Genomic DNA, 20,994 nt, shown 5'->3' with positions numbered 1-20,994 from the left:
TGAACCCTCGCTCGGCGCTCGGGCTCGGACGGCAGGTGGCCCGAGAAGGAGAACGACATGAGCGACGAGTTGACCGACGACCAGAAGCAGTACCTCCAGGGGTTCGCGAGCGGGGCGGACGTCACCCGGACCGTCCGCGGCCTGCCGACGTTCGCCGCGACGCTCGGGCTCCCGCCGGGCACCGGCAAGCCCGCCGGCGACACGGTGCCCACCGGACCGGACGCCGTACACGTCCTCGCACAGAACCGGTCCATCGCCGAGGGGAAGAAGCTCACCCCGCAAGAAGAGGCGAAGCGGAAGCGGCACCCGCTCGACATGTGGGACGACCTCGTGAAGCACGCGGCCGAGGAGCGGTTCCCGAAGGGGGACGACGTGCTCGCGTTCAAGTACCAGGGGCTGTTCTACGTCGCCCCGGCGCAGGACTCTTACATGTGCCGGCTGCGGATGCCCGGCGGCATCCTCACGTCGCACCAGTTCCGGGGCGTCGCCGCGGTCGCCGACACGTGGGGCGGCGGGTACGCGGACGTGACGACCCGGGCGAACCTCCAGATCCGCGAGATCCCCGCGGCGCACGGGCCGGACGTGGTCACGGCGCTGCAGGACATCGGAATCGTCACCCGCGGGTCCGGGGCCGACAACATCCGCAACGTCACCGGGAGCCCGACGGCCGGCATCGACCCGCACGAGTTGATCGACACCCGGCCGCTCGCCCGCGCGATGCACCACCACATCCTGAACCACCGCGAGATGTACGGCCTGCCGCGGAAGTTCAACATCGCGTTCGACGGGGGCGGCGCGATCAGCGCCCTCGAAGACACCAACGACATCGGGTTCACCGCCGTCCGCGTCGGCGAGGGCAGGGCGGTCCCGGCCGGCGTCTACTTCCGGCTCCAGCTCGGCGGCATCAGCGGCCACAAGGACTTCGCCAAGGACGAGGGCGTGCTGCTGACCCCCGAGCAGTGCGTGCCCGTCGCGGACGCCGTGGTGCGGGTGTTCATCGAAAACGGCGACCGCACCGACCGCAAGAAGGCCCGGCTCAAGTACGTCCTCGACCGGTGGGGGCACGAGAAGTACGTCGCCGAGACCGAGAAGCTGCTGCCGTTCCCGCTCACGCGGTTCCCCTTGGCCGAGTGCGAGCCGCGGCCCGCGGTGCAGAAGCACGGGCACCTCGGCGTCCACCCGCAGCGGCAACCCGGGGTGTTCTACGTCGGCGTGCTGCTCCCCGTCGGCCGGCTCACGACCGACCAGGTCCGCGGCCTGTCCGCCCTCGCCGACACGTACGGCAGCGGCACCATCCGGCTCACCGTGTGGCAGAACCTGTTGATCTCCGACATCGCCGGCGAGGACGTGCCCGCGGTGCAGGCCGGCATCGAGGCGCTCGGGCTCCACTGGGACGCCTCCAACGTCCGCGGCGCGCTGGTCGCCTGCACCGGGAACGCCGGGTGCAAGTTCGCCGCCGCGAACACCAAGAAGCACGCCCTGGCGATCGCCGACTACCTGGAACCGCGGCTCACGCTCGACCACCCGCTGAACGTCCACGTCACCGGGTGCCCGAACTCGTGCGCGCAGCACTACCTCGGCGACATCGGACTACTCGGCACCGGCGTCGAGGTCGGGGACGAGATGGTCGAGGGCTATCACGTCTTCGTCGGCGGCGGGTACGGCGACGACCAGGACATCGGCCGCGAGGTGCTCCGCAGCGTCCCCGCGACCGAGGTGCCCGCGGCCATCGAGCGGATGCTCCGCGCGTACCTCGACCACCGCGACTCCCCGGACGCCTCGTTCACCGACTTCGTCCGCAAGCACCCGACCGCCGAACTGAAGGCCTGGTTCGAGCAACCCCAACTGGCCCTCGTGTAACGAGCGGGGTCCGGTCCGCGCCCGAGCGTCGAGCGAGGGGTGAGCGTGAACCCGCTCTCGGCGCTCGGGCTCGGACCGGACCCGAATCAATCACACCTGGTACGAGCGACGCACCCATGGCCATCCCGGTCCTCCCCGAGAGCGCCCCGTTCTCCGGCCCGCAGCGGGCGTGGCTGAACGGGTTCTTCGCCGGCCTGCTCGGCATCGACGGTTCCGCGAACGGGTCCGCCCCGAGCGGGCACGGCTCGAACGGGCACGCCCCGGCCGCCGCGCCCGCCGAGGAAGACTACCCGTGGCACGACCCCGCCCTGAAGCTCGACGAGCGGCTGAAGCTCGCGGACGGGAAGCCGTTCGAGCGGGTGCTGATGGCCGCGATGGCGCAGCTCGACTGCGGCGCGTGCGGGTACGTGTGCAAGTCGTACTCCGAGGCGATCGCCCGCGGCGAGGACACCGACCTGTCGAAGTGCTCGCCGGGCGGCAAGGAGACCTCGAAGAAGCTCAAGGAACTGCTGGCGGCCCGCAAGGCGCTGCCGGTCGTCGAGGCCAACGGCCACCACCCCGGCACCAACGGCGTGGCCGCGAAGCCGTCGGTGAACGGCACCAGCGGCACCAACGGGACCGGCGGCGCGCACGGCCCGTACGACCGCAAGAACCCGTTCCTCGCGCCGCTCCTGGAGTGCCAGAAGCTGACGTCCGGCGGGTCGCAGAAGGACGTGCGGTTCGTCTCGTTCTCGCTCCGCGGCAGCGGGCTCACGTACGAGGTCGGCGACGCGCTCGGGCTGATGCCCGAGAACGACCCCGAGCTGGTCGAGGCGGTGCTCAAGGCGATGGGCGCGCGGGGCGACGAGTTGGTGCCGGCCCCCACCGGCCCGCACGTCCACGCCTACGACGCGCTCGCCAAGCACTTCGTCATCACCAAGGTGAGCGAGCGGCTCGCGGCCCTGCTCGCCGACAGCGCCAGCGACCCGTCCGAGTCCGGCACCCTGAAGACGCTCGTTCAGGACGACGTGGAGGGCGTCCCGGCCGCGTGGGACGTGCTCGACCTGCTCGAACAGTTCCCGTCGGCCCGCGCCCCGGTCGCCGACATGGTCGCCGCGCTCGCGCCGCTCCAGCCGCGGTTGTACTCGATCTCTTCGTCGCTCAAGGCGCACCCGGACGAAGTCCACCTGACCGTCGGCGTGGTCCGGTACACCCAGGGCTCGCGGGTCCGCAAGGGGGTCGCGTCGAACTTCGTCACCGAGACGCTCCGCACCCGGCAGAAGGCGGGGGTGTTCGTCCACCACTCGCCCGGGTTCCGCGTGCCCGCGAGCGGCGACGTGCCGATCATCATGGTCGGCCCCGGCACCGGCATCGCGCCGTTCCGGGCGTTCCTCCAGGAGCGGGCCGCGACCGGCGCGACGGGGAAGAACTGGCTGTTCTTCGGCGACCAGCGCCGCGACACCGACTTCCTCTACCGGTACGAACTCGAGGGCTACCAGAACTCGGGGGTGCTGACCCGATTCGGCACCGCGTTCTCCCGCGACCAGACCGAGAAGGTGTACGTCCAGAACCGGATGCTGGAGAACGCGGCCGAACTCTGGGACTGGCTCCAGAACGGGGCGCACTTCTACGTGTGCGGCGACGCCCGCCGAATGGCGCTCGACGTGGACCACGCGCTGCACGCGATCGTGGCCCAGCAGGGCGGCCTGTCGGCCGACGACGCCAAGGAGTACGTGCGGAAGCTGAGCAAAGAGAAGCGGTACCAGCGCGACGTGTACTGACGCCGCCGCACCGTAGTTGGGTGCCACCTTCTGGCGAGCCGCGGCCGCGGGGAGCGGGTCGCGGTGCTCAGCATGTGCGTCGCGCCTCGCTCGTCGCGACGCGCCCGCTCCTCAGCGACCGGCGGCGAGGTGGGTCCGGGACACTTCTCAACAGCGCCGCGGTCGCATCACTTTCCGAAGTAGGCCGGTCCCCCGAATCGCCGTGATCGGGCTCCGCTCTGTCGCCCGCCTCTGTGAGGCCGGGCGTGCCGGACTCGCGCGGGCCCGGCCGCCGTTAATCTTACGCACGATTCGGCCCCACCCCGTCCCGTCGCTGGCGTCTCCGGGTACCGCAGCAGACCGCGAGTTGCTGTTAAACCGGCCGGGAGCGCCGCTCGATTCACCCGCCCTGCGCTGGCGGTCGGCCGCTGAACAGCCGGGCGCCGGCGGCACGGCTCTTGCACCCACCCGCCGCACCCGGCACGAGCGGTCGGCGACGCCCCGCGCGTCACGCGCCCACCGCCGGCCTTCGGCTCTCGCCCTCCACCCCATTCACCATGGACACCCGATGAGTTCCCAGCCCGCCCCCCGCCCCCGCCTCGCGGTCGAGCCCCTCGAGGACCGCCTCGCGCCGGCCACGTTCACCGTCACGTCGGTCGACAATGTGGGCGAGGGCACCCTCCGCAACGCCATCATCCGGGCCAACGCGACCCCCGGGGCCGACACCATCACCTTCGCGATCGGCACCGGGCTCCAGCAGATCCGCGTCATGACCACCCCTCTGCCCGCCATCACCGACCGGGTCAACATCAACGGCCGGAGCCAGCCCGGGTACGCGGGCCTGCCGCTCGTACTGGTGAACGGGGCCGGGGCCGGGGTTGGGGCCACCGGCCTCACGATCGAGCGCGGCGGGTCCGGGTCGGTGATCACCGGGCTGGGGGTCAACCAGTTCAACGGCGACGCGATCCGCATCAACGCGGACAACTGCCGCGTCCGGGCGTGCCACATCGGGGTCCTGTTCACCGGAGCCGAGGAGCTGAGCAACGCCGGCAACGGCGTCCGCATCTACGCCGCGGCCACCGGGAACATCATCGGGGGCGTGAACCCCGCGGCGCGCAACCTGATCTCCGGCAACGACGCCAACGGCGTGCTGATCGCGGGGGCCGCGACGACCGGGAACGTGGTGGCGGGCAACCACTTCGGGACGGGCTCGAACGGCACGGAGTTCATCGGCAACGGCGTGATCGACACCCCCACCCCCACGGACGGCGCGGGCGTCCGGATCCAGGGCGGGGCCTTCGGGAACCTGATCGGGGGCACCGCCCCCGGGGCGGGGAACCTGATCTCGGCGAACACCGTGTACGGGGTGGTCATTGACGGCTCGCCCGGCAACACGATCCAGGGCAACTACATCGGCACCGACGCGAGCGGCACCGCGGAGTTGGGCAACTTCGAGCACGGCATCTACCTGCTCAACGGGGCCTCCGGCAACCTGATCGGCGGCGCCACGGTCGCGGCCGGCAACATCATCTCGGGCAACGGGCTCGACGGCGTCCACGTCGAGGGCACCGGCACCCGGGGCAACGTCATCCGCGGGAACCGGATCGGCCGCGGGACCCGGGGGACCAACGTCGGGAACGGGGCCGCGGGCGTGTGGGTCGCCGACGGCGCGACGGGCAACTCCGTGGTGGGCAACGTCCTCGCGGCCAACATCGGCCCCGCCCTCCAGGTCGAGGGCGGCAACACCGTGGCGGACAACACCGTCCTGTGAAGCCGGGGTCGGCGTGCTGGCACCGGCTCCGGGACGCCGACCCCCGGGCCGCTCCGCCCTCGAGGCGCTCGCACGGGTCCGCATGCCCGCCGTCCCCGCGTTGTGTCGTTGATGGGCGTCTCGTCCCGGCTCGGGCGCTGCGAGACGCGCCCCGCGGGAGCGGTGGCGGCACCGGGTAACTCGGGAGCGGGTTCAGGGCAGTTTACCGAGCTTCGGGAGCGGTTCGGGTGGAGCAGCCTGGGGACCACCCGCGGCGGGGGCAGGACCGGGAGGGGCAACGGCGGGGGTGGTTGGACCGCAGGCGCGTCCGCGGTCACCACCCCAGACAGGACGATGGACGTCGCCACGGGTGATGCCGAACTGCCGGTAGAAGGTGCCGACCGGCCCCGGGACGAACGTCACCGGCACGAACACGGCCGTCATCACCAGGGTGATGGCGATGACCGTGCCGCTGACCTCGTGGAGCACCTCCATCGTCGCCCGGTACGGCGACAGGTGCCGGGCGTGCATCTTGGCTTGGACGGCCTCGACGACCACGATGGCGTCGTCCACCACCCCGATCGCCAGCACCCCCAGGAACAGCAGGATCACCGTGATGACGATGGCCAGCGGCGGGCGGAGGAGGATCTGTGTGAGCACGGCTTCCGGGGGTGGGCCGGCGTGTTCTGGGCGTTGATCGGCTCGGCTGCGTTCGGAACCAACCGGGCGGGGCCGGCCGATCCGGCGGTGTGGTTCGCCGGTCCCGCGCCGCGGTCCATTCGGGGTCCTACTTTTTCTCGCGCACGGCGTCGAGCAGCACCCGGATTCCGGCCCGCGCCACCTCGGCGTCCTGTTCGCCGGTCCCGCCGCCGACGCCGACCGCACCAATCAGTTGGCCGTCGATGACGATGGGAACGCCGCCCTTGAGAGTCGTGACCTTCCCCCCGCTCGCGTTCTGGATGCTCAGGCTCAGGAGCACGTCCGGCTCGCCCTTCGGCGGGAGCGGGCCGGTCTCCTGGCGGAACGTCGCGGCCGAGACGGCCTTGGTGAGGGCGGTGGCGGCACTCGCGGGCCGTGCCCCGTCCATGCGGGCGAACGACAGCAGGTGCCCGCCGTCGTCCACGACTGCGATGTTGCACGCCAGGCCCAACTCCGCGGCCTTCTTCTTCGCAGCCTCGAGCACCGTCTCGGCACCGGCGAGGTTCAGTTGTACCCGCTCGCGGGAGACGAGCGGCTTCTTGTCCTGGGCCGGTGCGACTGGCGACAAGAGGACGAGCGCGACCGACACGAGCACGATTCGAGAGAGGGACATGGCGACCTTTCGGTAGGGTTCCGGGTTCGGGTGAGTTTACCCCGCGGCCCGGTTGACGGCCCGGTGCGCACCCGGTGCGTCAAGGTCGCGTTCCTCCGGACCAGGTCCGCGCCCCGTGCGCGGAGGGCCAACCCGGCCACGGGGACCGGCCCCTCCCTCACTCAAGTGTCGTCCGCCGCCCGTTCCTACCGGGTGGGGCGAGCCGGCTCGCCGGGTCCGGGGGCGTCCGGAGCCCGCGCCCGACACCTCTCGGCGTCACGCATGTGCGACGGCGGCCGCTGCCGGTGCGGGTATGCGCCGCCCCTCGGGCAGCCGGAGGACGTCGGCGGCCCGGTGGAAGTAGTCGTCGTCGAACCCGACTGCTCGCTTGGCCAGTACGTCCCGCCGCACCCAGTTCCCGTTCCCTTCCGTGACGAGGAGCCGCAGGGCGGTGCCCGCCCCGGCCTTGAGCGTCGGCACCGACGGGATCGGCCAGTCGCTGCCGTGGACCACCTTCCGCCGCACCCCGGCGTCGCCCAGCAGCACCGGGAACGCATAGGACCGGCTCGGGTTGTCGAGCGCGGCAGTGTCGCCGTAGAGCCGCTCGTGCTCCTTCGCCATCCGCACGAAGGTCGGGAGGTAGTCGGTGCCGAGCGGGGTGGACCGGGTGCCGCAGTGGGCGGCGATGACCGTCACCCCGCACCGGAGGGCCGGCAGGAGCAACTCGGGGGAGGCGTACTGGGGGAATCGCTGCGGCAGCGACAGCTCCCCGCCGGTGTGGCACAGCAGCGGCACCCGGTGGTGCGCCAGCGCCTCGTAGAACGGGAGGCACCGCTCGGACGCCGGGTCCATTCCCTGCACGAGCGGCAGCCACTTCACGAGCACCGCCCCGGCGGCGACGCACCGGTCCAACTCGGCCAGCGCGTCCGGGCGGTACGGGTGGACGGACGCTCCGAACAGCACCTTCGGGTGCCGCCGGGCCAACTCGGCCGCGTACCCGTTGGTCACGTACAGGTGCGTGTTCGCGTCGTCGAGCCGCCCGTCCTCGGCGTACACGGCGTCGAACGCGAGCCCGACGGCGGCGTCCAGTTCGGGCGTCCCGTCGACGGTGCGGACCAGCCTGTCCTCGAACGCCCGCTCCAGCGCCTCGTCGCTGCCGAACAGGGGGAGGCCCAGCCGCAGGCGGGTGAACACCACGTTGGGGCGCCTGCGGAGGGACCCGGACAGGTGCCCGTGACCGGGCGTGGTCGCCAGGACGTGGACGTGGCAGTCGATTCTCACGGTCGGCCCTCGTTCGGTGGTCCCCGGCGCCCGCCGCGTGCCGGGGACAGCTCCGGGAGTGTGAGTGCGGGTTGAGTCGCGGCCACCTGCACCGCCTCGGCGTCGTTGCCCCAGACCCCGCTCGGGGCCGGCTCGTTCGCGGCCCCGTCGCGCCCGGTGCCCTCCTTCCGGAGCCGCTCGGCGCGCTGGTCCACGGTTTCCCCTGCTGGGCCTTCCCGCGCGAACGAAAGCAGTCCCCGCCAGCGGGACAGGGGCCGCGGCGGGCACTCGACGCGCCACGCGCCTCGATTCTGGCGGTCCTCGTTCTGGTTCTGCTCGTTCGGATTCTCGCCGGTGGTGCGGTGATTTTCAGCCGCGCGGGAACTCCATTGTCGGACGGGGTTCGCGGGCACGCCGCGAGCGAGCGCGAATCGGAGTGGTGCAACCCGGGGGCCGCCCGGTCCCGAGAGAGCAACTCTCGGGAAAGCCCGACGGTCCGTGCGGGCGGTACCCGACTCGCGAGTCGGGCTGACGGCAGTTTCCGGGGCGATCGCAATCCGCACGGTGTGGCACTTCGCGATCACCGGCGATTGTTCGAGCCGGCCGGGATGGGCGAACCGGCCGTCGCCAACTGTGCTGCGTGGCGGCCCCGGCAGGTGGCGACTGGCGCCTCGAACCGGTCACGCAAGAGTTGGGTGTTTATCCGCCGTGCGGTGCCGGCACGGGAGGTGCAATTGCATTCGTCGCCCGACGTGAAGATCACCGCATCAAGTGGGAGGGACTTTCCGTGCGATTCATACCGACCCGCGTCCACGGCGTTCTGGACTACCTGTGGGGCGCGTCACTGGTCGCGGCCCCGTGGGCCGGCGGCTTCGGCTCGATGTGGGCCGAGGCGATGGTCCCGGTGGCCATCGGCTTCGGGGCCATCTTCTACAGCCTGTTCACCGAGTACGAGTGCGGCGTGCGGAGCGTCATCCCCATGCGGATGCACCTCCAACTCGACGTCGCGGCGGGCGCGCTCCTGGCCGCCTCGCCGTGGCTGTTCGGGTTCGCGGGCAAGGTGTGGGTGCCCCACGTCGCGTTCGGTCTGTTCGCCGTCGCGGTCGCCCTCACCACGCGCCTCGTCCCGCACTTCGCTCCGGTCCAGCCCGAGCCGTTCGGTCCCGCCACCTGAGCGGTGCCGCGGACTGGGCCGCGGCCGCACACCCAATTATTTCGCCGAGGGTCCGATGTCCCTGCCAGAGATTGACCTGCCGAAGATCGCCGGGGTGGCCGGGTCGGCCGTCGGGCTGATCATCGCCACCGCCATCTTCCAGTCGTGGGTCACCGCGCGGTACGTGCCCGCGTTCGACCGGTACCGGGCGCTCACCGGCGAGCTGCGCGGGTACAAGGACCAGACCCGGCGCCGCGGGTCGCTCCGGGAGCAGATCCACGCGTACCACAATCGGTTGATCTGCATGAGCCGCGCGTCGTGCCTGCTGTGCTGGGTCATGGTGTGCGCGATCGTGGCGATCGCCGCGGCCAGCCTCGCCGTCGCCTTCCCCCCGAAGGAAGAGTTGACGGGGACCCAGGTGACCGCCCTGTCCGTGATCGCGACCGCCGGGGCGCTCGCCGTGGGGGCGGCACTCGTCCTCGACCTCGTCGCCGTCGGCCTGGTGATCACGGAGAACCGCATCGACCGCCGGTCCATCGAGGAGGAACTGGCGGACCTCGACGAGGTCAACGGGAGCGGCAGCCGCATCGGCCGGCCCCCGGGCTGAGCCGCCGTCCCGGTTCAGCCCGGGGGCCGGCCGATGCGGTGCTGGAGCGCGACGACGCCGATCAGGATCGCCCCGCGCAGCACCCACTGCCACGACGAGCTGATCGACCCCTCCAGGTTGAACGCGTTGAACACCACGGCCAGCAGCAGGACGCCCACCAGGGTGGAGCCGGCCCCGGCCGGGCGGCCGCCCAGGGACGTGGCACCGAGGACGAACGCCGTGATCGCCGCCAGCTCCCACCCGAGGCCCGCGGTCGGCTGGCCCACCCCGACGCGGGCGGCGAGGACCGCCCCCGCCAGCCCGGCCAGCGCCCCCGACAGCGCGTACACCCCGACCCGCACCCGCCCGACGTTCAGCCCCAGCAGCCGGGCCGCCTCCTCGCTGTCCCCAACGGCGTACACGTGCCGGCCGAACCGGGTCCGGCCCAGGACCACGCCGGCCAGGGCGAACGCCGCGAACAGCACGAGCACCGGCACCGGCACCGGGCCGACCCACCCGCGGCCGAGCCAATTGAGGTCCGCCGCGTCGCGCGCCACCCGGACCGACTGCTCCGCGGTCCACGCCAGGAGCGCCCCGCGGGCGGCCATGTTCACCGCCAGCGTGGCGATGAACGGCTGGACCCGCGCGACCGCGACGAGCAGCCCGTTCACCACCCCCAGCGCCCCGGCCGCCGCGACCGCCCCGGCGACGGCGGCCGCCGCCCCGTGCGGCGACAGGGTCGCCGCGACCACCGCGCCGACCGCCAGCAGCGCCCCGAGCGACAGGTCCAGTCCGCCGCTCAGGATGGCGAGGCCCATCCCGAGCGCCAGGAGCCCGGCCATGCTGTTCTGCCGGAGGACGTTGGTCAGGTTCTCGGGCGTCAGAAACGTCTCGTACCGGACCGCCGCGGCGGCGCACGCCGCGACCAGGACCGCAAGTGCCGGTCGGTTCCGGGCGGCCGCCATGAGGCGGGCGAGCGGGTGTCCCGGTGCCATCGTCAGTCCACCCGGGTGCGCTGCGCGGCGACGGCCGCGAGGATGACCGCCGCCTGGAGCACGAGCGCCCAGGCGAACGGGACGAGGAGCATGTTGAACGCCGCGCCGACCACGGCCAGGATGAGGACGCCGGCGGCGGTCCCGACCGGCCGCGCCCGGCCGCCGTGCAGCGGGGTGCCGCCGATCACCGCCCCGGCGATGGCGACGAACTCCAACCCGCTGCCCAGGTTCGTGGGGTCCGCCGCCCCGAGCCGGGCCGCCTCGACCAGCCCGGCGGTCCCCGCCAGCAGGCCGCTGGCGACGAACGCGGTCAGGACGGTGCGGCCGACCGGCACCCCGGCGGCGCGGGCGGCGGCCGCGTTCCCGCCGACGGCGAGGAGGTACCGGCCCAGCGCCGTGGCCCGGAGCACGAAGGCGCTGATTGCGACGGCCGCCGCGGCCGCCAGCACGGGCACCGGGACGGGACCGACCGATCCCTTCCCCAGCGCGGTCTCGAAGGCCGGGTCGGAAATTGGTACGGCCCCCCCGCCGCCGCAGACCGCCTGCGCGACCCCCCGCGCGGCGATGAGCGTTCCGAGGGTCGCGATGAACGGCTCGACCCCGAAGCGGGTGACGACCAGCCCGTTGACGGTGCCCACCGCCGCGGCCGCGGCCAGCCCGGCTGCCGCCGCCGCCCACGGCCCGGCCGGGCCGATCACCGCCGCGGCGACGGCCCCCGCCACCGCCATGACCGACCCGACCGACAGGTCCACCCCGCCGGTCGCCAGCACGAGCGTCATCGCCGCCCCGACGAGGACCGGCCCGGACGCCTGGATCAGGACGTTCCGGAGGTTGCCCGCGGTCGCGAAGTTGGGGGTGAGGGCGACGTTCGCCAGGACCAGCGCGGCCAGGGCCGCGAAGGCCCCGTACCGCTGGCCGGCCCCGGCGACCGCCCGCCGCCACCGCGCCGCCCCGTTCATGTCTCGCCCCCGCCGGCCATCGCCCGCATGACGTTCCCCTCGGTCAGGCCCGCGCCCGCCAGGTCCGCGACGGTCCGGCCGTCGCGGAGCACCACCACCCGCCCGCACTCCTCGATCAGTTCGCTCAGTTCCGACGAGATGAACAGGACGCCGAGGCCGGCGGCCGCCAGCTCGCCGATCACCGCGCGGATCTCCGCCCGCGCGCCGACGTCGATCCCGCGGGTCGGCTCGTCGAGCAGCAGGAGGCCGGGGTTCCGGCACAGCCAGCGGGCGAGAAGCACCTTCTGCTGGTTGCCGCCGGACAGCTCGCGGATGGGTTGGCCCGGCGACGCCTTGATCCGCAGCCGGGCCACGAACCGCCCGACCACCGCCCGCTGCCGCGCCCGCGACACCACCCCGAACCGGGTCAGCAGCGGCAGGGCGGCGAGCGTCAGATTCTCGGCGACGGACAGGTCCGGGACGATGCCCTCGGCGCGACGGTCCTCGGGCAGGAACCCGACCCCGGCGGCGATCGCCGCGCGGGGGTCGCCCGCCGCCACCGGGCGCCCGCCGACGGCGACCTCGCCGGCCTCCGGCGGGTCCAGCCCGAAGACGGCCCGGGCCGTCTCCGTGCGGCCGGACCCGAGCAGCCCGCCCAGCCCCACGACCTCGCCGCGGCCGACCTCCACGGACACCCCGTCGAGCGCGCGGCCCCGCCGCAGGCCGGCGGCCCGAAGGGCCGGGGCGCCCGCGGCCCGGCCCGGCCCGGGTTCCGCGCGCCCGGGTGCCGGCCCGCCCTCGCGCCCGAGCATCAGTTCGACCAGCCGCCGGCGGTCGAGCCCGGCCAGCGCCCGGGTCGCGATGTGCCGGCCGTCGCGGAGCACCGTGACCCGGTCGCACAGGGCGTACAGCTCGTCGAACCGGTGGCTCACGTACACCACCCCGGTGCCGGCGGCGCGGACGCGGCGGACGACCCCGAACAGCGTCTCGACCTCGCGCGCGGCGAGCGAACTGGTCGGCTCGTCGAGGACGAGGACGCGCGCCCCCAGCGACACCCCGCGGGCGACGGCGACCATCTGCCGCTGCGCGAGCGGGAGCCCGCCGAGCCGCGCGGCCGGGTCGATCGGCAGCCCGAGGCGGGTGAGCGTGTCGCCGGCCTGCGCGTTCAGCCGGCGGCGGTCGATCAGCCCCCACCGGCCCGGCTCCCGGCCGAGCAGGATGTTCTCGGCGACCGTCAGCCGGTTGAGGAGTTGGACCTCCTGGTACACCGCGGCGACGCCGCGCCCGAGGGCCTCCTGGGGCGAGCGGAAGTCGACCGGCTCGCCGTCCAGCAGGACGGTGCCGGAGTCGCGGCGGTAGGCGCCGGTGAGGATCTTGATGAGGGTGGACTTGCCGGCCCCGTTCTCGCCGACGAGGGCGTGGACCTCGCCCCGGTCGAGGGCGAACTCGGCCCCGGCCAGGGCGGTCGTCGCGCCGAACGTCTTGGTCACCCCGGCCATCCTCAGCAGCGGGGCGGCGGCCGTCGTCATGGGTGGCCCTCAGTAGGCGTCGGAGAGGGACTCGGCGGCGTTGCCCGCGTCGAACAGCCGGTCGGGGAGGACGATCCGCGGCGGCACCGGTTCGCCGGCGAGGTGCCGCTCCAGGGTGGCGAACGCCAGCGGCCCGAACCGCGGGTTGGACTCGACCGTCGCCCCCAGTTCGCCGCGGACGATCGCCTCCAGGGCGGTCCGCTGGCCGTCGATGGAGACGACCGTCACGTCCCCCCCGGGCCGCCGCCCGGCCGCGCGAACGGCCTGGACCGCGCCGAGGGCCATCTCGTCGTTGTGCGCGAACACGGCCGTCACGGCACCGCCGAGCGCCTGGAGGACGTTGGCCAGCACGGCCTGCGCCGCCGACCGGGCGAACGACGCGGTCTGCGACGCGACGACGCGGACCCCGGGGTGGCCGGCGATCCCCTGCCGGAACCCGTCGGCCCGGTCGCGGGCCACGGACGACCCGGCGGTGCCGGTCAGCTCGACCACCCCGGCCGCGCCGCCGGTCGCCCGGACCAGCCACCCGGCGGCCCGCCGCCCCTGCTCGACGAAGTCGGAGCCGAGGAAGGAAACGTAATCGACGCCCGGGGTGCCCTCGGCCTCGCGGTCGATGAGGAAGACCGGCACCCCCGCCCGCCGCGCCGCCTCCAGGGCCGGTTCCAGGCCGTCGTACTCCCGGGGGGCGATGAACACCGCCCGCGCGCGGCGGGCGAGCAGGTCCTCGACGTCGCCGATCTGCTTGACGGTCTGGTCCTGGGCGTCGGTGACCACCAGTTCAAACGTGCCGGCCCGCTCGGCCGCGGCGGCCACCATGCTCTCGGTCTCGGCCACCCGCCACACCCCGCCGGTGTCGATCTGGGCGAACCCGACCAGCGCGCCGCGGCTCCGCCGCCGGCACCCCGTCAGGGCCGCCGCCCCCGCGACCGCCGCGGTCCGGATGAAGCTGCGGCGCGTTCCCGTCGCCATCACACGCCTCCGGAGTCACCGCGCCGCGCGGCGGCACGCGGGAGGTCGCAGGTCCGGTGCCAGCAGATGCGCAGGCACCGTTACGCGGACATTCCGGACGCCCACCCGCGGGGACCCCGGACAACGCGGCCGCACCCCGGCACCGCGTCTCGCACGCGCTGGCACGCTCGTTCCCACCCGGTGTCCACCGGACTGTCGCAGCGTGGTGGCGACAGAACGGACCGCGCACCCCGGTCCACGCCAGGCCCAGTACCACGCGTCCCCCTCGCGGGCCGGACATCGTCACCGATCCGTTGCGACGGCTCCGCGAGTCAGGCGGGCACCGCGTCCGGGCGGGGGAAGCGGTGTCTGCGTCTGTCCTCCGCGGGGAAGTCTGTCAGGCACCGTCGGACGATGTTGTCAGGGAAAATGGGATTTCGATGCCCCCCACATTTCTGACCAATGTCTCTCCGGCCAGCGGCCGATTGAGACTGCGACAATCTCCCTTGACTGACTCCTTGAGAAGCACCATGAACGTCCGCGCCCGCTTGATCGGAGCCGTCGCCGCACTGCTGGCCGCAACTAACTCCCCGCGAGCGGGGGCCGCCGACCCGGCTCCGACCGCCGCGCCCCCCGCCAGCCCCATGTACGTGTACGTTCTCGACGGGCTCAACCCGCTCGGGTCGGCCGGGGCGAACCGGTTGGGCGAGCGGCTCCGCGACGCCGGGTTCCCGAGTACGCGGGTCGGCGGGTGGTACCAGGTGCGGGCGTTCGAGCGGGAGATCCGGGCCACGCACGCGGCAGACCCGACGGCCCGCTTCGCCGTGATCGGGTACAGCGCCGGGGCGTACCAGGCCCGGGCCGTCGCGAACCGGCTGGTCCAGGACGGGGTCCCGGTGGCGGTGGTCGGGTACATCGGCGGGGACTACCTTCGGAACACCACACAGACGCGGGTGGTCGGGGCCGGGCAGGTGGTGAACGTGGTCGGGAACGGGTACCTCCCGACCGGGCGGAACCTGCTGTTCAACGGGACCGAAGTGACCGGGGCGTGGAACGTCCGACTTCGTGGGACGCGGCACATCAACCTGCCCACCCACCCGGCCACGTTCACCACCCTGTCCGAGGCACTCGCGGTTGCCCCCTGACCTCCAGCGCAGGTTCGGGACCGGAGGAGGGCACCCGGTTGTAGGGCGGCCGTGCCGGCCGAGGCAGGGCAGAGGGATCGGGTTACGGCCGGCCCTACAGCGGGTTGTGTCCGGTGGTCCTGAGTCGGCTTACCGGCTTTGCGAGGACACGGGCGAGCCGAACCGAGGTACTCTTGTGTCCGTCTCGTCGGCACGGCGAGACCGTAGACCTTCACCGCCCGTCCTCTTCTTTCTGTGGGGCGATTTCCGTCCGGGTCAGGGCTTGTCCGAAGAGGTCAGGTCGAACCGAAGACGGTTCGGTCCGCCCGGATGAATGTCCACGGTCAACTTCGACTGGTCGTGGTACCGCGCCGGCAGGTACTCCCGCACGTCCGGCCGGCCCTGCGAGTCCACGGGGCCCGGCATCATCTTCGACGCCCGGATTTCGACCCGCTTCGGGCCGGCCGACGCCGAGAACGCGAACCGCCCGTCCGCCACCGTGCCGCCGTCGCCCGCGAGTTGGCCGGCCGGGTCGAACAACTGAATCGTCCCCGCGTGCAGCGGCTTGCCGTCGAGCACGACCTCGCCTTCCACGGCGCAGGGCCGTTGCGACGTCGGGCCGCACCCCGCCAGGATCAGCAGGGTAATGGGCACGAACCGGCTCATGATCTCCCCCGTCACTCTTGCACGGAGTCCGAATTCGACCGGGTACCCATCGCGCGGTACGCGGGCGCCGAAACCTCGTCCGTAATGAACCGCACGGACCCGTCCCCGAACGCGCCGCTCGCCCCGCCGGTGTGCAGGCTGCGGGCGTAGAGGACCTGGTTGGTCGTCGTGGCGGAGCAGGGCACCTTCGGGGCAGCGATGCAGTACCGGTGCACGTCCGCGAGCGGCGTGTTTGGCGGCTCCTTCGTGCTGAACAGGCTGGCCCCGTGCTGCTCGTTGTAGTACCGGCCGTGCATGTCCGTCCCGGTGCTCGGCAGTGCGTCCGGGACGAGGAGCGTCTCGGAGAACAGCACGGTGTTCGACGTGCCGTCGGACAGGTCCGTGAGCTTGACCCTGGACCGCGTGAAGAACGTGCCGTTCCGGTTCGCTCCCTGCGCGTCGGCCGACGGGTTGATAATGTCGTTGCCGTGGCAGGCGAGGTAGTTCCCGTGGAACCCCTGCGAGTTCTCCGGCGTGCGGGTGGCACTCGGGGACTGCGACCACGTGGAGGAGAGGGTCTTCCCGGCGTTCGGGTCGGACGGGCACATCAGAATCGGAACCCGCGTCCAGCGGTCCGGGACCCACGTTGATTCCGAGGGGTAGGGCGCGGCCCCGGTGTGGGCGCGGGCGGCCCAGTCCTCGACGGTCGCGCTCAGGGCCGCTTGCTCGATGAACGGGAACAGCGGGTGAACCCAGCACCGGCGGTCCACGTTCCCGCTGCCGTTGTCCGCCGGTTGCAGGTTCGCGTGGTACCGGCCCATCGGGAACCGGCCGACGGTGTCGTGGTGGTTGTGGAGCGCGATGCCCAGTTGCTTGAGGTTGCTCTGGCACTTCGCCCGCGCCGCCGCGGCCCGGACCTTCTGGACCGCGGGAAGGAGCAGGCCGATGAGAATCGCGATGATGGCGATTACGACCAGCAGTTCGATCAGCGTAAAGCCGCGACGGATCATGGCTCAACCCTCGTGGGGAAAAGAGCAAGGCAACCGCGCCGCCAGTTCAGGGGGCCCCGTACCGCGTGTGGTGGATCTCAGCCGAGAGGGTGCCATGTCCTCTTCTCAACAAGCCACGCGACCGGAGGTTCGGGAGGTCTTGACGAGCAGGGCAACGGGGGGAACAGCACAGAAGTTGTATGCGAGAGCCACTGACGCGACGATTCGTCTCTGCCCACTCGCTTCCTCCCGATCATTGTAGCTTGCAGCCCGTGCAACAGCGTTGCTGAGAGCCGGGGACGCTCGAATGGGCTCCGGCGAAACGTCACCCGGTACGACCGCGTGGGATTTGGAGCAGTGTGGCCGGGGGCGGAATCGTGCGCCCGTGGCGGGCACGGGGGGCCGCCTGGGAGGGCCGGCGGTCGGGCCGTGAGTTGTTCGACCCGAGGAAAGCGCTCGGGGCGGGCGATGAGCCGTCCGCACGCCTTGGCGGCGAGACGTCGTTTGCCACATCATTTTTCATCTCAAAGAACCAGTGAATTGCTGCCTAGTTTTCGCCAAATCTGAATTCCGAACGCATCGAGAAGTGACTTGAACTAGGTTGAACTCGACCTTCTGAAGTGTTCCGAGCGTGGCTCGCCGTTAGACACTCCATTCAGCTCGACTCTTCTGACCCACCGAGAGGCCTGCTCCTGCGACGACCGGTGCTCTGCGGCGAGCTTGCGTGACGAGATGCGGACGTACATTCTCAGTGATTCGGAACCCCTGTCCCAACTGGTTCAGCGGGCACTGGCGCGGCGCGGGTACGAGTGCCCGGCCGAGGGCGTGGTCCCCCTGGCCGACTACCCGCAGCTCGCCGATCGCGGGCCGGAACTGGTGGTGCTCTGCCTGTCGCCGGACCCCGAGCGGGGGCTGATCGCCCTCGCGGCCCTGACCGAGGCGCGGCCGGCGGTCCCGTTCCCGATCGCGGCACTCGGCCCGGGGACCGACCCGAAGTTGATCCTCCGCACCATGCGGGCCGGTGCGGCCGAGTTCGTCACCGAGGACGACTTCGCGACCGAGTTCGACGGGGCCCTGGACCGGCTCAAGAGGGGGGCGTCGAGTTCGGAAGTGGGGAAGGCGTTCGCGGTCCTCGGGGCCGGAGGGGGGAGCGGGGCCAGCACGGTGGCGGTCAACGTCGCCGCCGCCCTCGCCCGGACCCACGGGGGCTGCACGCTCGTCGACCTGAAGCTCGAAACCGGCGACCTGGCGGCGCTGCTCGACCTGAACCCGCCGCACACGATCGCGGACCTGTGCGGCGGGTACGGCGGCCCGGACCGCGACATGTTCGAGCAGTCCCTCGTGGCGCACGGGAGCGGGGTGCGGCTGCTCGCCTCGCCCCGCCGGCAGGCCAGCGCCATCCGCACGCGGGCCTCCCTGAGCGGCCCGGGCGTGACCGCGGACACCGTCCGGGAGGTCATCACCCTGGCCCGGGGCCTGTGCCCGAACACCGTGGTCGAGGTGAACCCGACGTTCCGCGACGAGCAGACCCAGGCGCTCCGGATGGCCGACGCGATCCTTCTGGTGTTCCGGCCCGACTTCACGTCGCTCCGGAACGCCCGGCGGGCGCTCGAGCACCTCGAGGCGGTCGAGGTCGACCGGGACCGGGTGCGGCTCGTGGGCAACCGCCACGGCCAGCCCCACGCGCTCGCGCCCGCCGACGTCGAGGAGGCGCTCGGGCAGAAGCTGTTCCACCTGGTCCCCGACGACCCGAACACGATGAACATCGCCGCGAACCTGGGCGAACCGGCCGTCCTCGGGCACCCCAGGGCCGCCTCCTCGCGGAGCCTGAGCCACCTGGCCGCGTGCCTCGCCGGTGCGGAGAAGTGAGCCGCCCCCTTCACGGATGGACCATGGCACCCCGCCCCCCCGCACCGCCCCGCGCCGCCGACCACGCCGAGCCCGAGCGCCGGTTCGCGCGGACCAAGCGCGAGTTGCACGAGAAACTGGTCACCGCCCTGAACGTCGACGCGGTCGGGGCGATGACCGACGAGCAGCTGCGGCTGGAGGTCCGGCGCGGCGCGGAGGAGCTGTGCCGGTACTCGACCGAGCTGTCCACCGCCGTTGAGCGGGAGCGGCTGGTCCAGGAGATCATGGACGAGGCGTTCGGGCTGGGGCCGCTCGAGTCCCTGATGAAGGACCCGGCCGTCGCCGACATCGTGATCAACGGGCCGCACACCGTCTACGTCGAGCGGCACGGGCGGCTGGAACTCACCGGGGTCCGGTTCGAGGACGACCGGCACCTGCGGCAGGTGGTCCAGCGGATCGTCGGCCGGGTCGGCCGCCGGGTGGACGAGGCGTCGCCCCTGGTGGACGCCCGGCTCCCGGACGGGAGCCGCGTGAACGCCGTGTTCCCCCCGATCGCGCTCGACGGCCCGCTCGTGTCGATCCGCCGGTTCGGCGCCCACGCCCTGTCCCTGGGCGCCCTCGTGGCGTCCGGCGCCCTCCCCCCGGAGGTGGCCGAGTTCCTGACGGCGTGCGTCGCCTCCAAGGTGAACACGATCATCTCGGGCGGGACCGGCAGCGGGAAGACGACGCTCCTCAACGCGCTCTCCGCGTTCATCCCGGACGCGGAGCGGATCGTGACCATCGAGGACGCCGCCGAGCTGCGGCTCCAGCGGCGGCACGTCGCCCGGATGGAGACCCGGCCGGGCAACTCCGAGGGGGCCGGGGCGGTGACCACCCGCGACCTGCTGAAGAACGCCCTGCGGATGCGGCCCGACCGGATCATCGTCGGCGAGTGCCGCGGGGCCGAGGCGCTCGACATGCTCCAGGCCATGAACACGGGCCACGACGGGAGCATGACCACGCTCCACGCGAACGACACGCGGGACGCGCTGAGCCGGATCGAGATCATGGTCGGGGCCGCGGGGTTCGAGCTGCCCATCTGGGTGATCCGCCGCCAGGTCGCGTCCGCCGTCCAGTTGGTGGTCCAGATCGCGCGGCTCGCCGGGGGGGCGCGGAAGGTCGCGAAGGTGTCCGAGGTCACCGGGTTCGACGGGGTCGAGATCGCGGTCGTCGACCTGTTCGTCTTCGAGCAGACCGGCCTCGACGCCCAGGGCCGCGCGGTCGGCCAGTTCCGCGCCACCGGCGCCCGGCCGCGGTGCCTGGACCGGCTCCGGAGCCACGGGGCGGCGCTCGGGGACGAGCTGTTCGAGCGGCGCGACCTCGGGCGGCCGGGGGCCACCACGTGACCACTTACCTCGTCGCCGGGCTGGTGTGGGGGGCGGTCGTCGCCGGGATCGTGGGGCTGGCCCCGCTCGTCGCCCGGCTGTGGGCGACGCCCGGGGCGCGCGTCCGCAAGCGCGTGAAGCAGGAGTTCGGGCGGCCCGAACCCGACCAGGCGCTCGCCGCGTTCAAGGACCTGCACAAGGTCGCGGCCGGCCCGGCCGCCGACGGCCCCCCGACGCCCCGGGTCCGGTTCGCCGCGATGGTCGAGCGCTCGGGCCTGGGGGTCTCCCCGGGGGCGGCCCTGCGGCTCGTGCTCGTGTGCGCGGGCGCGCTCGGCGCCGCCGCCGGCCTCGCCAAGCAGAGCGTTCTGTTTGGGGCCGCCGGCGCGGCCCTCGGGGCCGCGCTGCCCCTCCTCTACGTCCGCTACCGGGCGAAGCAGCGGGACCAGAAGCTGCTCGCGCAGCTCCCGGGGGTGCTCGACATGGTGGCCCGGTTCCTGCGGTCCGGGCACTCGCTCGGCCAGGCGCTCGGCACCGTCAGCGAGGAACTCAAGTGGCCCGGCCAGGCGCTGTTCGCCCGGTACGTGAGCCAGCGGGACCTGGGCCTCCCCCTGGAGGTGACGCTCCGCGAACTCGCCTACCGGGCCGGGCTGACCGAGTACCGGATCATGACCATGGCGATCCTCGTCCAGCAGCAGACCGGGGGCAACCTGGCCGAGGTGTGCGAGCGGATCGCGGCGGTCGTCCGCGAGCGGTTCCGGGTGCAGGGGATGATCCGGGCGCTGACCGCGGAGGGGCGGCTGCAGGCCGGCATCCTCGTGGGCCTGTGCCCGACCATCGTCGCGGTCATGACGCTGATCAAGCCGGACTACGCCGGGGCCATGCTGTCGCAGCCCCAGTTGCTCGCCGGGATCGTGGTCTCGCAGGCGATCGGGATCCTGTGGATCCGGAAGATCGTGGACGTGAAGTTCTGACCCC

General features: G+C 72.8%; 18 protein-coding genes and 1 pseudogene. 9 read left to right on the top strand and 10 right to left on the bottom strand.

The genetic code is table 11. The features are described from left to right. Positions 1–57 precede the first annotated feature (57 nt). The 3 genes from ACTIGN_RS27755 (at position 58) to ACTIGN_RS27745 (ending at position 5,370) form a co-directional block, all read left to right on the top strand. A complete protein-coding gene (locus tag ACTIGN_RS27755) occupies positions 58–1,860 on the top strand; it encodes a NirA family protein (RefSeq protein ID WP_439630009.1) in 1,803 nt (600 codons plus the stop codon). Between the two features lie 116 nt (positions 1,861–1,976). Further along, the gene (locus ACTIGN_RS27750; RefSeq protein WP_439630007.1) at positions 1,977–3,620 is read left to right on the top strand and encodes a sulfite reductase subunit alpha; all 1,644 of its coding nucleotides are present in this window, start codon (positions 1,977–1,979) and stop codon (positions 3,618–3,620) included. A 547-nt stretch (positions 3,621–4,167) separates the two neighbouring features. Further along, entirely contained in the window at positions 4,168–5,370 is a 1,203-nt protein-coding gene (locus ACTIGN_RS27745) for a hypothetical protein (RefSeq protein ID WP_439630005.1), read from the top strand. A gap of 314 nt (positions 5,371–5,684) precedes the next feature. On the opposite strand, the pseudogene ACTIGN_RS27740 reads toward ACTIGN_RS27745, so the two are convergent. The 4 genes and pseudogenes from ACTIGN_RS27740 to ACTIGN_RS27725 all read right to left on the bottom strand — a co-directional run. Beyond that, positions 5,685–5,967, bottom strand: a pseudogene (locus tag ACTIGN_RS27740) (efflux RND transporter permease subunit); the annotation flags it as partial. Positions 5,968–6,136: 169 nt separating this feature from the next. After that, on the bottom strand, positions 6,137–6,661 hold the full coding sequence (locus tag ACTIGN_RS27735; RefSeq protein WP_439630003.1) for a GlcG/HbpS family heme-binding protein: 525 nt from the start codon (positions 6,659–6,661) through the stop codon (positions 6,137–6,139). A gap of 255 nt (positions 6,662–6,916) precedes the next feature. Beyond that, on the bottom strand, positions 6,917–7,921 hold the full coding sequence (locus ACTIGN_RS27730; protein WP_439630001.1) for an amidohydrolase family protein: 1,005 nt from the start codon (positions 7,919–7,921) through the stop codon (positions 6,917–6,919). Further along, positions 7,918–8,115 carry a hypothetical protein gene (locus tag ACTIGN_RS27725; RefSeq protein WP_439629999.1) on the bottom strand — a complete coding sequence of 66 codons (198 nt, stop codon included), beginning with the start codon at positions 8,113–8,115 and terminating at the stop codon, positions 7,918–7,920. The genes ACTIGN_RS27730 and ACTIGN_RS27725 overlap by 4 nt, the downstream gene beginning before the upstream one ends. Before the next feature lie 572 nt (positions 8,116–8,687). Between ACTIGN_RS27725 and ACTIGN_RS27720 the strand changes: the two genes are divergently transcribed. Together ACTIGN_RS27720 and ACTIGN_RS27715 are read left to right on the top strand one after the other, a co-directional pair. After that, positions 8,688–9,074, top strand: a complete 387-nt coding sequence (locus tag ACTIGN_RS27720) for an SPW repeat domain-containing protein (RefSeq protein ID WP_439629997.1) — start codon at positions 8,688–8,690, stop codon at positions 9,072–9,074. A 55-nt stretch (positions 9,075–9,129) separates the two neighbouring features. After that, on the top strand, positions 9,130–9,660 hold the full coding sequence (locus tag ACTIGN_RS27715) for a DUF2721 domain-containing protein (protein ID WP_439629995.1): 531 nt from the start codon (positions 9,130–9,132) through the stop codon (positions 9,658–9,660). 14 nt (positions 9,661–9,674) lie between these two features. Here the strand turns inward: ACTIGN_RS27715 and ACTIGN_RS27710 are convergent, their stop codons facing one another. Genes ACTIGN_RS27710 through ACTIGN_RS27695 form a run of 4 tightly spaced genes read right to left on the bottom strand, consistent with a single transcriptional unit; the run spans position 9,675 to position 14,070 of the window. Then, positions 9,675–10,634, bottom strand: a complete 960-nt coding sequence (locus tag ACTIGN_RS27710) for an ABC transporter permease (RefSeq protein ID WP_439629993.1) — start codon at positions 10,632–10,634, stop codon at positions 9,675–9,677. Positions 10,635–10,636: 2 nt separating this feature from the next. After that, positions 10,637–11,593 (bottom strand): ABC transporter permease, encoded by a 957-nt coding sequence (locus ACTIGN_RS27705; RefSeq protein ID WP_439629991.1) that lies wholly within the window; start codon positions 11,591–11,593, stop codon positions 10,637–10,639. Continuing rightward, positions 11,590–13,101: a sugar ABC transporter ATP-binding protein gene (locus tag ACTIGN_RS27700; protein ID WP_439629989.1), complete on the bottom strand. Its 1,512-nt coding sequence runs from the start codon at positions 13,099–13,101 to the stop codon at positions 11,590–11,592. Before ACTIGN_RS27700 ends, ACTIGN_RS27705 begins: the two co-directional genes overlap by 4 nt. A gap of 9 nt (positions 13,102–13,110) precedes the next feature. Beyond that, positions 13,111–14,070, bottom strand: a complete 960-nt coding sequence (locus tag ACTIGN_RS27695; RefSeq protein WP_439629987.1) for an ABC transporter substrate-binding protein — start codon at positions 14,068–14,070, stop codon at positions 13,111–13,113. Positions 14,071–14,579: 509 nt separating this feature from the next. Between ACTIGN_RS27695 and ACTIGN_RS27690 the strand changes: the two genes are divergently transcribed. Beyond that, entirely contained in the window at positions 14,580–15,194 is a 615-nt protein-coding gene (locus ACTIGN_RS27690; protein WP_439629985.1) for a hypothetical protein, read from the top strand. A 255-nt stretch (positions 15,195–15,449) separates the two neighbouring features. Here ACTIGN_RS27690 and ACTIGN_RS27685 read toward each other — a convergent pair whose 3' ends face one another. Together ACTIGN_RS27685 and ACTIGN_RS27680 are read right to left on the bottom strand one after the other, a co-directional pair. After that, the gene (locus ACTIGN_RS27685; RefSeq protein ID WP_439629983.1) at positions 15,450–15,839 is read right to left on the bottom strand and encodes a hypothetical protein; all 390 of its coding nucleotides are present in this window, start codon (positions 15,837–15,839) and stop codon (positions 15,450–15,452) included. Between the two features lie 11 nt (positions 15,840–15,850). Then, positions 15,851–16,828 (bottom strand): DUF1559 domain-containing protein, encoded by a 978-nt coding sequence (locus tag ACTIGN_RS27680; RefSeq protein ID WP_439629981.1) that lies wholly within the window; start codon positions 16,826–16,828, stop codon positions 15,851–15,853. A gap of 711 nt (positions 16,829–17,539) precedes the next feature. On the opposite strand from ACTIGN_RS27680, the gene ACTIGN_RS27675 reads away from it, so the two are divergent. The 3 genes from ACTIGN_RS27675 to ACTIGN_RS27665 are packed head-to-tail and all read left to right on the top strand — an operon-like array spanning position 17,540 to position 20,990. Further along, positions 17,540–18,676, top strand: a complete 1,137-nt coding sequence (locus ACTIGN_RS27675; protein WP_439629979.1) for a hypothetical protein — start codon at positions 17,540–17,542, stop codon at positions 18,674–18,676. A 23-nt stretch (positions 18,677–18,699) separates the two neighbouring features. Then, positions 18,700–20,040 carry a CpaF family protein gene (locus ACTIGN_RS27670; RefSeq protein WP_439629977.1) on the top strand — a complete coding sequence of 447 codons (1,341 nt, stop codon included), beginning with the start codon at positions 18,700–18,702 and terminating at the stop codon, positions 20,038–20,040. Beyond that, positions 20,037–20,990: a type II secretion system F family protein gene (locus ACTIGN_RS27665; RefSeq protein ID WP_439629975.1), complete on the top strand. Its 954-nt coding sequence runs from the start codon at positions 20,037–20,039 to the stop codon at positions 20,988–20,990. The genes ACTIGN_RS27670 and ACTIGN_RS27665 overlap by 4 nt, the downstream gene beginning before the upstream one ends. Positions 20,991–20,994 lie beyond the last annotated feature (4 nt).

Source organism: Gemmata sp. (assembly GCF_051859125.1).
Taxonomy (GTDB): domain Bacteria; phylum Planctomycetota; class Planctomycetia; order Gemmatales; family Gemmataceae; genus Gemmata.
This window is presented reverse-complemented; position numbering and strand designations above follow the sequence as displayed.

Excerpts from the sequence above, each read along its gene's own strand:
- ACTIGN_RS27755 (WP_439630009.1), top strand. The coding sequence starts at position 58 with ATGAGCGACGAGTTGACCGACGACCAGAAGCAGTACCTCCAGGGGTTC.
- ACTIGN_RS27750 (WP_439630007.1), top strand. The coding sequence starts at position 1,977 with ATGGCCATCCCGGTCCTCCCCGAGAGCGCCCCGTTCTCCGGCCCGCAG.
- ACTIGN_RS27745 (WP_439630005.1), top strand. The coding sequence starts at position 4,168 with ATGAGTTCCCAGCCCGCCCCCCGCCCCCGCCTCGCGGTCGAGCCCCTC.
- ACTIGN_RS27735 (WP_439630003.1), bottom strand. The coding sequence starts at position 6,661 with ATGTCCCTCTCTCGAATCGTGCTCGTGTCGGTCGCGCTCGTCCTCTTG.
- ACTIGN_RS27715 (WP_439629995.1), top strand. The coding sequence starts at position 9,130 with ATGTCCCTGCCAGAGATTGACCTGCCGAAGATCGCCGGGGTGGCCGGG.
- ACTIGN_RS27710 (WP_439629993.1), bottom strand. The coding sequence starts at position 10,634 with ATGGCACCGGGACACCCGCTCGCCCGCCTCATGGCGGCCGCCCGGAAC.
- ACTIGN_RS27705 (WP_439629991.1), bottom strand. The coding sequence starts at position 11,593 with ATGAACGGGGCGGCGCGGTGGCGGCGGGCGGTCGCCGGGGCCGGCCAG.
- ACTIGN_RS27700 (WP_439629989.1), bottom strand. The coding sequence starts at position 13,101 with ATGACGACGGCCGCCGCCCCGCTGCTGAGGATGGCCGGGGTGACCAAG.
- ACTIGN_RS27695 (WP_439629987.1), bottom strand. The coding sequence starts at position 14,070 with ATGGCGACGGGAACGCGCCGCAGCTTCATCCGGACCGCGGCGGTCGCG.
- ACTIGN_RS27690 (WP_439629985.1), top strand. The coding sequence starts at position 14,580 with ATGAACGTCCGCGCCCGCTTGATCGGAGCCGTCGCCGCACTGCTGGCC.
- ACTIGN_RS27685 (WP_439629983.1), bottom strand. The coding sequence starts at position 15,839 with ATGAGCCGGTTCGTGCCCATTACCCTGCTGATCCTGGCGGGGTGCGGC.
- ACTIGN_RS27680 (WP_439629981.1), bottom strand. The coding sequence starts at position 16,828 with ATGATCCGTCGCGGCTTTACGCTGATCGAACTGCTGGTCGTAATCGCC.
- ACTIGN_RS27675 (WP_439629979.1), top strand. The coding sequence starts at position 17,540 with ATGCGGACGTACATTCTCAGTGATTCGGAACCCCTGTCCCAACTGGTT.
- ACTIGN_RS27670 (WP_439629977.1), top strand. The coding sequence starts at position 18,700 with ATGGCACCCCGCCCCCCCGCACCGCCCCGCGCCGCCGACCACGCCGAG.